The 9,904-nt window shown below is 57.1% G+C and carries 8 protein-coding genes and 3 pseudogenes; 6 read left to right on the forward strand and 5 right to left on the reverse strand.

Going from position 1 to position 9,904, the window contains the following annotated elements; all coding sequences use genetic code 11:
* Window positions 1-404: 404 nt before the first annotated feature.
* Together B5P46_RS24740 and B5P46_RS24745 are read left to right on the forward strand one after the other, a co-directional pair.
* Complete coding sequence (locus B5P46_RS24740) at window positions 405-1,577, forward strand: low temperature requirement protein A (protein ID WP_129421032.1); 1,173 nt, start codon at window positions 405-407, stop codon at window positions 1,575-1,577.
* Window positions 1,578-2,144: 567 nt separating this feature from the next.
* Complete coding sequence (locus B5P46_RS24745; protein ID WP_129421033.1) at window positions 2,145-2,420, forward strand: hypothetical protein; 276 nt, start codon at window positions 2,145-2,147, stop codon at window positions 2,418-2,420.
* Window positions 2,421-2,481: 61 nt separating this feature from the next.
* On the opposite strand, the gene B5P46_RS34590 is transcribed toward B5P46_RS24745, so the two are convergent.
* From B5P46_RS34590 to B5P46_RS24760, 4 genes and pseudogenes are all read right to left on the reverse strand, one after another.
* Window positions 2,482-2,625: a hypothetical protein gene (locus B5P46_RS34590; protein WP_164986543.1), complete on the reverse strand. Its 144-nt coding sequence runs from the start codon at window positions 2,623-2,625 to the stop codon at window positions 2,482-2,484.
* Window positions 2,626-4,114: 1,489 nt separating this feature from the next.
* Window positions 4,115-5,839: pseudogene (gene poxB, locus B5P46_RS24750) on the reverse strand (ubiquinone-dependent pyruvate dehydrogenase).
* A gap of 84 nt (window positions 5,840-5,923) precedes the next feature.
* The gene (locus B5P46_RS24755; RefSeq protein ID WP_129421034.1) at window positions 5,924-6,259 is read right to left on the reverse strand and encodes a hypothetical protein; all 336 of its coding nucleotides are present in this window, start codon (window positions 6,257-6,259) and stop codon (window positions 5,924-5,926) included.
* Window positions 6,260-6,367: 108 nt separating this feature from the next.
* Window positions 6,368-6,625 (reverse strand): hypothetical protein, encoded by a 258-nt coding sequence (locus B5P46_RS24760; protein ID WP_129421035.1) that lies wholly within the window; start codon window positions 6,623-6,625, stop codon window positions 6,368-6,370.
* Window positions 6,626-6,785: 160 nt separating this feature from the next.
* On the opposite strand from B5P46_RS24760, the gene B5P46_RS35560 reads away from it, so the two are divergent.
* The gene (locus B5P46_RS35560; protein WP_164986546.1) at window positions 6,786-7,133 is read left to right on the forward strand and encodes a DUF982 domain-containing protein; all 348 of its coding nucleotides are present in this window, start codon (window positions 6,786-6,788) and stop codon (window positions 7,131-7,133) included.
* Between the two features lie 240 nt (window positions 7,134-7,373).
* On the opposite strand, the gene B5P46_RS34595 is transcribed toward B5P46_RS35560, so the two are convergent.
* Window positions 7,374-7,538: a hypothetical protein gene (locus B5P46_RS34595; protein ID WP_164986547.1), complete on the reverse strand. Its 165-nt coding sequence runs from the start codon at window positions 7,536-7,538 to the stop codon at window positions 7,374-7,376.
* Between the two features lie 370 nt (window positions 7,539-7,908).
* Here B5P46_RS34595 and B5P46_RS35105 point away from each other — a divergent pair.
* The 3 genes and pseudogenes from B5P46_RS35105 to B5P46_RS24790 all read left to right on the forward strand — a co-directional run.
* Window positions 7,909-8,150 (forward strand): annotated as a pseudogene (locus B5P46_RS35105) (IS5/IS1182 family transposase); the annotation flags it as partial.
* 424 nt (window positions 8,151-8,574) lie between these two features.
* Window positions 8,575-8,795: pseudogene (locus B5P46_RS35110) on the forward strand (esterase); the annotation flags it as partial.
* 838 nt (window positions 8,796-9,633) lie between these two features.
* Window positions 9,634-9,904, forward strand: a 271-nt coding sequence (locus B5P46_RS24790; RefSeq protein WP_129421037.1) for a DUF1565 domain-containing protein, incomplete at its 3' end; no start/stop codon positions are given.

Below are 9,904 nucleotides of genomic sequence, written 5' to 3' on the forward strand. Positions count from 1 at the left end.
GATGGAATCGACTCCGGCTGGTTCTTCGCCAAGGATGTCGGCTCAGTGAGGAGCAGTTCCAGTTATCGTCCCGGAGGCTGGTGATTCCTTCCGAAGTGGTTACCTGACACCGAAGAAAACGATGTCGGCCCCTTCAAAACCAAGGCTGCAGCGATGGCACAGGCAGAGGCTCTAACTGCTTGCCAGCTCGCAACATAGCACTAAGCTCAACCTCCCTTTGCCGTGGCCCCAGAACAGCGCTTACTTCTCTCCAGCAAGTCAGCATCGTGTTTTTGACCAGCAATTGCCACAGCAAGCTCGCGCCCTACCTTACCGTCGTCAGTCGCGTGGGACTTCGATGCAATTGATTTTCTTCAGCGTAGGCGGCCCGGACCTTCGCAAGGTGATCGGGAACGGAGCGTTACATGGCGAGTGACCGGAGCAGTAATTGGGTCAGGAAAGAGGGTGCCGCTCAAACTAGAACCAGCTTTCCCGAACTTTTCTTCGACCTGGTTTTTGTGTTCGCGCTCATTCAGCTGTCACATGCGCTCGCATCCGATTTTAGTTCGACGGCCGCGATTGAATCGCTTCTCCTAATCATCGCGATCTGGTGGGTCTGGATCAACACAACATGGGTCACAAACCTCTTAGACACCGACAAAGACCCTGTCCGGCTGCTGCTTTTTGGCCTGATGTTCGGCGGCGTTCTGCTGGCCATTGCGATACCCCAAGCCTTCGAAGCGCATGGTCTGGTCTTTGCCGCAATCTATAGCGCCATGCAAGTCGGGCGCTCTGTCTTCGCGCTCTATGCATTTCGCGGCGTCGATCCGGCATCATCCCTGACCTTCTGGCGTATTACCCTGTGGATGCTGATGTCGAGTGTATTTTGGATAGCCGGTGCGCTGGAGGCGCGTCCTGTCCTCTGGTCGCTTGCGCTTCTGATCGAATATGCATCACCCGCCGTTCGATATTACGTCCCAGGCATGGGAAAGTCGGGACGTGAGACTTTGGATGTCTCAGGCGAGCACATGGCCGAACGCTGTGCACTGTTCGTGATAATCTGCCTCGGCGAGACGATCCTGACGACCGGCCGCAACGCCGCCGAACACATGGCGGGCGACCTGACTTTTGCTGTCTTCTGCAGCGCTTTCCTCAGCACCGGGTTCATGTGGTGGATTTATTTTCATCACGGCCAGGAGAAAGCAGCGGACAAGGCGGAAGCGACGTCTAAACCCGAAAGTGTCGCGCTGAACCTTTTCACCTACGGCCATCTGCCAATTGTTGCAGGCATCATCCTCGCGGCGGTAGGCCAAGACTTCAGCCTTTCGCATGCAAGCGAGGAAAGCACGCCCAAGGAGGCTGTCGCGATCCTGGGCGGTCCGGCGCTCTTTCTCATAGGAAATATCTGGGTGAAACGGGCCGCTGCCCGCGAGATGCCGGTCTCGCATATTGGTGGGCTCGTTTTGCTCGTGATGGTCACGCTGCTGCTGCCCATAACGGACAACTATCACATCCAGATGCTCGCAACCGCCGTCCTTTTTGTGGTGGCTTTGTGGGAGTATCTGGCGTTACGCCGCATAGCGCCATCTTCCGCATGAGCCGCATGCGTCTTTTTCATGGAGGTCCATCCACAGAAGGCTGGCTCCTTGGACCAACACGACCGCGAGAGCCCAGCAATGATATCTCCGTCACGTCGTCGCTAAAGACGTCCCGCCGTTGATCTGGCATGCCCCACTTTTCGGAGCGCGGCTGGTAGCCTCGGATTGCAAACCGAAGCCGCGCCGGAGGAGGCCGCGTGTTCTCACCGGGCGGCTCGTGATTGTTTTCCTACCTAATGCCCGCAAAAAGCACCTAGACCCGCGTATAAGTCATCCCCTCCTCTTTGGTATCCGATCCCTCCTCCCGGCCAATAGTCAGGCCTCGGAGCGTACGGTTATGGTCAGGGTAAATCCTCCCATGGGGGCCGTTACCCCAATCGCCCCCCATGGATCAACATATCGTGCGACATGAGAAACGCCGAGGATTGTGGCAATGACACAGAGCGTCGAAATCGATCTGGTCCCGTTGAAGCTGTTCTCCGGGCGTATATCGGAAGGCTGGACCAATGGTACCAGGCTATCCACTCCAGGTTCCGCCAGACGGTCAAAACTAATCGGATGTGAGTAATGCGATTTACTGTCATCGAAGGTGGCAAGAGCAAAGACTATAATTTCACGGCACGAGACGGAAAGCCAACGCCTGAGGCGGTTCGCCGGGAGGCCTCCCGGCGGCGCGATATCCTTGGCCTAAACAGGCATCGCGTCAGGGAGATGGCCGTTGGTGTCCCGGTGCCAGCTAAACTTCGCTATCTTGAAATTCAGATCGAATTCGTCGCCGAGTGCCTGGTGAATCAGGATGATATTCCAGAAGATTTTCGATCCGATAAATACTGGCCTGCGTAACGCTCGATCCGAACCAAATCGGGAATGAGAGTAGTAGGCAACCTCGCGACCGCCATTGCGGTCACTGCTCGTTCGTCAGGACGAGCGACGGCAATGTCAACGTTTCGTCGGGCGGAAATTTTGGCCGGGCTTCCTCGGCGTGCCCGAGTGGTGCGAATAGTGTCACAAAGAACAGGGTGAGGGCGGCTCGGATAAAGCGTACCATGACAAGCACCTCCGGCTTGGGCACAACTTTGCAGGTTACGCCGCCAAGCCATATCACTCTCCCACAGCTTGTCTCTGATGATGATGCCATCCAAGGGTGGCACCTGCTGCCGAGTTCCGCAAATCTCGGCCTGCTATTACAGCGTGTAACGATCAAGACTTAGTGTACCTACTATACGGGCATTTCTCCTTCTTACGCAACCTATCGTAGCTGCCGCCGTTCTGTAAAGCTATGGCTTGCCTTTCGCTCCGACCATCACGACCAGGAGTTTCGTGGGGACACTGCCACGATTGAAGCTTGTATGGGGGTGTTCATCGGCTCCGCTACTGCCTCCCCGGCCTTATAGTCCTTAATACACCCTCAACCCGAGTTTCCAGTGTTCCTTCCAATACATGCGCGATGACCGGCACCGGATGCTGATGAAGATTGCTATGACCGTTCGGTTGGATTGTAATGACCACCGACGTTATTTCGGGCGTATCAGTCTGCGGCAGGGTCAATTGTTGGTTGGTTGCTGTTGCCGTCGTCTTCAGTAGAACTTTCCCTTCGAAGCCGACGGCGTCGTGCGAGTGATCCTGGGCAAGTACGGTCGTCGGGAACGGCGTTAACCAGGCGCTCCCCGCCGCAACAGCAATGCCCACGGTAAGGGATCACGTGCGCATAATCGTGTTCACCGCTTCCTCCATCTGGCCGATGCATATTAGGTAATCATAAATCAACCTAAGCGCGACAACGATGGGTTGTCAAATCAACTCTTCGGAAATGTCGCCGTCGGGATCATTGTCCAAGATGCCGAGATAGCCGCCTGGGACACCAAGCATCCACATGCGCGGGTGGGCCGTTGAACGGCTCCATTCGCGGGAGGAGGCATCATTTTGCGCGATAGCGCAGCCGCTTGACAGGACCACGTTCGCCCAGGATTTAGGTTCCTAGAGAGCGTGGGATTGAAAAACAGAATCGAGGGATTCCGTTTTTCTGATTTTCATGATTCATCTTGTGAGGAGGTGGATCATGGCCAAAATCTCGCACGCGGCGATGGAGCACACCGTATGTGAACGTCGGACTCGCTTCCGGCCAGCAACTGCGAATAATGAGAACCGCTCCGCCTCATCGAACTTCAAACAATGACGGTCTAATTTTGCTGTTTGAAGACGGCACTCGACTGGGATTGTTGCCCGGAGACTGTGTTTACGACGACATCGCGGCAGATGGAAACACACATGTAAGCAGTCTCTTGCTGGTATGTCCTATGCGGCAGTTGTCGTTCCGCACCATGGAGATACAGCTAGCGCCCGGGGCGTGCCGACGTCAGTTAGGCATTCCAAAGCGTTCTTTTCTGCTGGCAATCACGTCAAATACAAACATCCAAGCGCAGGTTCCGTAAGCGCCCATAGGTCAGCTGGCTATGCGACACTCGTGAATAAAACTCCGACTTATATTCGTGAGGTTCCGCTAATTTAACGGTCGGCTTCATTTTCTGAACCTGCCGCTACCGAGACAGGAAGTTCGAGACTGTGAGGTCGACGAGTTCGTCGCCACGTCCGTTCATGACGGCCCGGATTGCCCAGAGACCAAAGCCCTTCACCTGAGCCGCCTCGATCTTCGGTGGCATCGAAAGCTCCTGGGTGTTCGTGACCACATCCAAAAGGGCAGGGCCGGGATGCGCGAGAATGTCTCGGACGGCGCCTTCGAGTTCGGTCGGGTCCTCGACCCGGATCGCGTGGACACCGGCGGCGCGGGCAACGGCTGCAAAATCAGGGTTCTTCAAGTCGGTGCCGGTCTCGAGAAAGCCGGATGCCTTCATCTCCATTGCTACAAAGCCAAGGGTTGAGTTGTTAAAGATGACCACCTTCACCGGCAGATTCTGTTGGACGAGCGTGAGAAAGTCCCCCATCAGCATGGCGAAGCCGCCGTCGCCGGACATGCTGACGATCTGGCGATCCTTGTAAGTCGCCTGTGCTCCAATCGCCTGCGGCAGGGCATTTGCCATAGACCCATGTACCAACGAACCGATAAGACGTCGGCTACCGTTCATCTTCAGATGCCGGGCCGCCCAGATCGTTGGCGTGCCGACGTCGAACGTGAACACGGCGTCGTCCGCCGCGTGTTCGCTGAGAAGGCGGGCGACATACTGAGGATGAATCTTTCCACCACGCTTGCCGGTCGCTAGGTCGTCGAGACCTTCCCGCGCTTTCTTGTAGGCTGACAGGCAGCCCTTGAGATGGCCATCATCACTTCGCTCTTTCAAATTCGGAAAGATCGCCTTGAGGGTTGATTTTACGTCCCCTACGATGGCGAGATCCAAAGGCGCCCTCCGGCCAAGGTTCTCTGGCCGCATGTCGACTTGCACGATCTTCGCTTCAGTCGGATAGAACTGACGATAGGGGAAGTCCGTGCCAAGCATGACAAGCGTGTCGCATTCCAGCATCGCCTTGTAGCCGGACGAGAAACCGATAAGACCGGTCATTCCGACATCAAAAGGGTTGTCCCACTCGAGATGTTCCTTGCCACAGAGCGCATGGACGATCGGCGCCTTTAGCCTTTCGGCGAACACGATCAGCTCATCGCGAGCACCTTCACATCCTCGACCGCACAGAAGAGTGATTTTTGAGCTTCCATTGAGGAGCGTTGCCATCTCCTCGATCTGATGATCAGGAGGCACTATGCTCGGCTGGGGCAGGGCAAGTGCGATGGCTTTCGAAATCTTCCCCGTGAAACCGCTGAGCGCCACATCGCCTGGAATGACAACGACGGCAACCCCGCGTTTGCCAATGGCTGCCCTGATTGCTGATTCAAGGACAGCGGGGAGCTGCTCTCGATGGCTTACCAGCTCGCAATAATGGCTGCATTCCCGAAACAGCTGGTCGGGATGTGTTTCCTGGAAATAGCCCCTGCCGATCTCGGCAGATGGTCTGCGCTGCGATCGCTAGCACCGGGACACGAGAGCGGTGGCAATCGAACAGTCCATTGATCAGATGCAGTTGCCCGGGCCACAACTGCCAGCGCAAACCGCTAGATTTCCTGTCAGGTGAGCTTCAGCGCCTGCAGCAAAAACGGCTGTTTCTTCGTGGCGCGTATGAACCCATTCGATATCGCCTCGTTTCCTCAGGGACTCCGTCAGACCATTGAGACTGTCGCCAACAACGCCGTAAATTCGCTCCACACCAGCGGAGTGCAAGACCTCGGTGAGCACGTCGGCGACCTTGGATTTCATAAAGCTTCTCCTGGAAAACGGCTTCGAGATTTGGAATGTCGCTGCGGAATGTAGGCCGCCACGTCGTAATCTCAACCGGCAAGGCTAATGCGACGCAACCTGACGGAGAGAAATTTCGCTGCTGTCGAGGCCAAGCTCGACTCTCTCGATCGCCTGTGTGAGACGCCGGATGAATGCCGGGGCATAGACCGCAACTGCGATCTCCTTGGAGGAGGTCAGGACTTCCGCCGCCGTCTTGATCAGTGCCGCCTCCAGGGAATGCTTGCGCTGTCCATGGGCTCCGTCTGCGAGATAGGCAAGCTGTGCCGGCATGCGCTGAAGGGTAGATAGCGCGGTCGTCACTAAGCTGATAACGGCTTCTGGTGCCGATCGGGGGAACGCTGGCGAACGTGCGGTCATGGAGCAGGAAAGGTGCGTCATAGGTTGGCCTCCATTGGGCTAGCTTTCGTGATCGAAAATTTGCAGAGGCGTCGCGGCTATGAAATTGTACGTGGGTAGGGTTTGGCAATCGAACACGAGGTCGTCGAGTCAAGACTGTTCTCTCGGCCACTTACGTTTCAGTCCCAGCGAAGTAGCCAAAACCTCATCACGATCGACGGTTATCTTCTTCGCATCGACAGTTCCGACGCAAATCAAACGATGATGACCGCCTTGCCACTCGCTTGCGTAGCCGGTGACCGGTGATCCATCTTTAGAATGCATAATCTGCGCGTCGAAGGACAATAGGGTGTCACCCCACCTGTCCCTATCTAGCTCATCGAAAAGGAAGAACTCGGAATCGTCCATCTGATAGTCGTGGCTCAACTGGATGCCGAAACATTGTGAATAGCCGCGAGGCAAATTCGAGCCCATGTCCAACCGATGTCGATGATTCCCGCTATCGACCCAACTGGAACGGTTAATGCGTAGCTACTAATATATGCACCCCAAGGGAGGGAGTAGTGTCATGAGTTCGGACAGATCGTACCACTTTCCTGCAATTTGGCTGCTTACGAGTGTCGGAGAACGATACAAACGAGTCGATACTGTCGCTGGGGCGGCTGAAATCCTGCTCCACGAATGGCCGCCGATCGTTGGCAAAGCGTATAGACGTGCTCTTGAAGCCTGCCTAAATGCACTCCAGGACAGTGGGCCGGCAGATGCTGTCCCGGACGCGCTGATGCGGGCTGCGGATGAGGCGTTCGCTTGTTACATCCGCGTTGTCGGAGGCCGAAAGCGATTTGAGGAGCCGCAAACGCCCGTGTCGCGCGCACAGCAAGCCATTCCAAAGAGACCCAGGATCTCCGGCTTCTAGCCCCAGACCGCATCAAACTATCTGGCGGTCATTCTCGATGCCTGCAGCTGGAAAGTCGTTGGGTATGGCCTGTCAAAACGCTTGGACACGCCCTTGGCGCTGGCGGCAGCTCGCGGGAGCGTGAAGCGATACCGAAGCCGGTGAGCCGCACCTCACCGCTCACGCCGGTTACCAGGATAACGGCCGGCTTGAGGTCCTTGTGGACCAGGCCTCGTTGGTGAACCTTGCCGAGCGCCGCAGCTATGCCGATGGCAAGGCGAAGAAAGCGTCCGATCTCAAGGGGAAAGCGAGCAGGTGGTCGAGGGGCTCGCCGCCGGGATCCTCGAACACCAACATGGTGCGACTACCTTCGCGCACGAACTCCAGTGGGGGCACGGCCCATGCACCGTCCAGTTCATCCTTCAAGCGATACTCGTGTTGGGGCGAGGCGATCAAGGATTGTGGGGGCCGGGTGCTCGGCGGCGGGCAGCCCGCCAGCACACCCTGCGATTTGCCGTCAGCGCCCCGGCGGCGCCCCCGGCAGACCACGCGCTCGCCATCCTCCCACAGGACTTGGAGGCTGCGATTCTCCATCAGCGGCCATCCGAGAGGACGGGTTTCGCCAGGCTCCAGGCCACCCCCCGGCGGATTGGGGCGAATTTTGTGTCACGCATTCGTCTGCCCAAGTTTAGCTGACGTGCATATTAGCACATCTCGTCATCGTATGCCGAGTGCGACCGATCTTGCCATTGAAACGGCCCTGACCCTGGGCTGTGTGTTCGGCATGGGGCTGCGCCCACCGCGTTCGACGGCGGTGGAAAGCGGTTCCGCCGGGCCACCCGTGCCAAAGGGACAAGCACATAGCGGCGATCGCAAAAGACGGTCGGCTGAAATGGCAGGCGGCCACCGGCTACGGTAAGCGTGCGCTGATCGAAACAGCCATCCGGCGATACAGGCTTCGATCGGACGACGTCTGCGGGCCCGATCCTTCCGGCTCAACAGACGGAGGTCGCCATCGCCCTCGGTATTCGTGCTCGACGAGATCAAACCGCCCGTTCACCACATTTCTTCGGACGGGAAGCGGGATGGAAGTGGGTGCCTTGTCGTGCACATGGCCCCTCAACCTGCCGGGTGGGTGCTAAATATGTCCGGGTCAACGCTTCATGGAATACGTGTGGAAGCAATAACGAGGTGCAGGAGCCGGCGAACGACTGGCCCGCCGCGCAACGCTGAACACGGCCTCGATGATCGGTAACGCGGACGTCCTTCAACCACTGGCCGAGCGAGTTGTCGGCCCTGGTCGTCTTCTTCCCATCAAACCTCCGATCCGCGGTTTGCCTGCCGGTCGGCGGGGTAGCTATCGAATGCGAAAACCACAGGCAAGGCGCAACGCCAAAAATTTTTCAATGGTGACGTCAACTTGGCGCCTTCGGCCACGAGAATTCAATCCGCATATCTAACACTGCGCCTGCTTGGGCGGCGGCTGGTAGGGCAGAGCCTCGAGGGCGAGAGGCGAGCGTTGCCGATCAGATCGGGATGACAGCGGCCAATTTCGCCGGCTCGGCAGGACGCGTAGCCGTTGCGGCTCCAGTCGCGGTCATCAGCCCGGAGGCGCGAGAAATCCTGAAGCGGGAACTCTCCTCGAATGAGGGGAAGATGGTGGATGGTCAGATTGCGTACTGATCGACAGCCGCCTCGATCAGACGCTGTCTGAGACCCGTCCAGCATGCGGACCAGATAGGATTGGCACATGGAAGTTGGCACAACTGTAAAAAACCAACCGCAGGCTGGCAATATGTCCTCGATCATCGAAGCCGGCACGGCAGCGTGCCGGCTGTACGCCCGCGAAAACAAACGGCGAGGCTGAAACGCCCAGTCTCCTCTTTCTATGACGGAGCCGATCTTAACCTGCCTTTGCAGAAGAGCTCTCGACCATTACCCGATATTGAAAAACTCGCTTTTCGTCAGAGGCCTTAATTTCACAGGGCCGTGGGCTCAGCATGACCGCGCGCACTGCTCGACAGAACCTTCCGAATTGTCGAAACCGACACTGTAGGTCAGCTAAGGCTTACGCACATCTACCCAAACCGCCAATCCCGATAGGCTCCGGCAATCCTAGTGGTTGGGTGGGGCTAAACCAAAGGACAAATGAGCATGCCAAGAATTCAGAAATTCTTCCCCAAGTATTATGGACCGAAATAACTCTTTAGGACTAGCCTCAAAGTTACCACCTGAAGGGGCAAGTGCCTGCAACGACAATCTGAAGGAAGCGCAGCATGACTGACACGCCGAAGCAGAATGATCCAGCCGTCGAAGAACTGGAGCGGAAACTCTCTGCCGATGGGGAATTTGCGACAAGCCCCTGCAAGCCCATACGAAGTGAAGGTGATTCGCCAAGCACTTACTGTCGTGCTGCTGTTGCGCCCCTCGAAAGCTGAACTATGAAGCCCCGCCGTAACGCCGGATTACTAAAAATATTAACCGGCAAACACAAAGCAGTACCAAAGGTTAGGAACAGGACATGACGACGTACTACGTAGCGACGACTGGCAGCAACGGCGGTAACGGCAGTACCTCCTCTCCCTTCCGCACGATCAGCGAGGCGATGTCGGCGAACCTTAAGCCCGGCGACGAGGTCGTGGTGAAGGCGGGGACCTACAACGAGGCTATTAACATCGACAAAGACGGCTCGGCGGCAGCCGACATCACGCTGCGCTCGGAAGTGCCCGGCGGGGCGCTGATCCGGCCGCCCGCGGGCTCGTGGAACGCGATCAGTGTCAACGCCAACTACG

The organism is Rhizobium leguminosarum, assembly GCF_004123835.1.
GTDB classification, from domain to species: domain Bacteria; phylum Pseudomonadota; class Alphaproteobacteria; order Rhizobiales; family Rhizobiaceae; genus Rhizobium; species Rhizobium leguminosarum_M.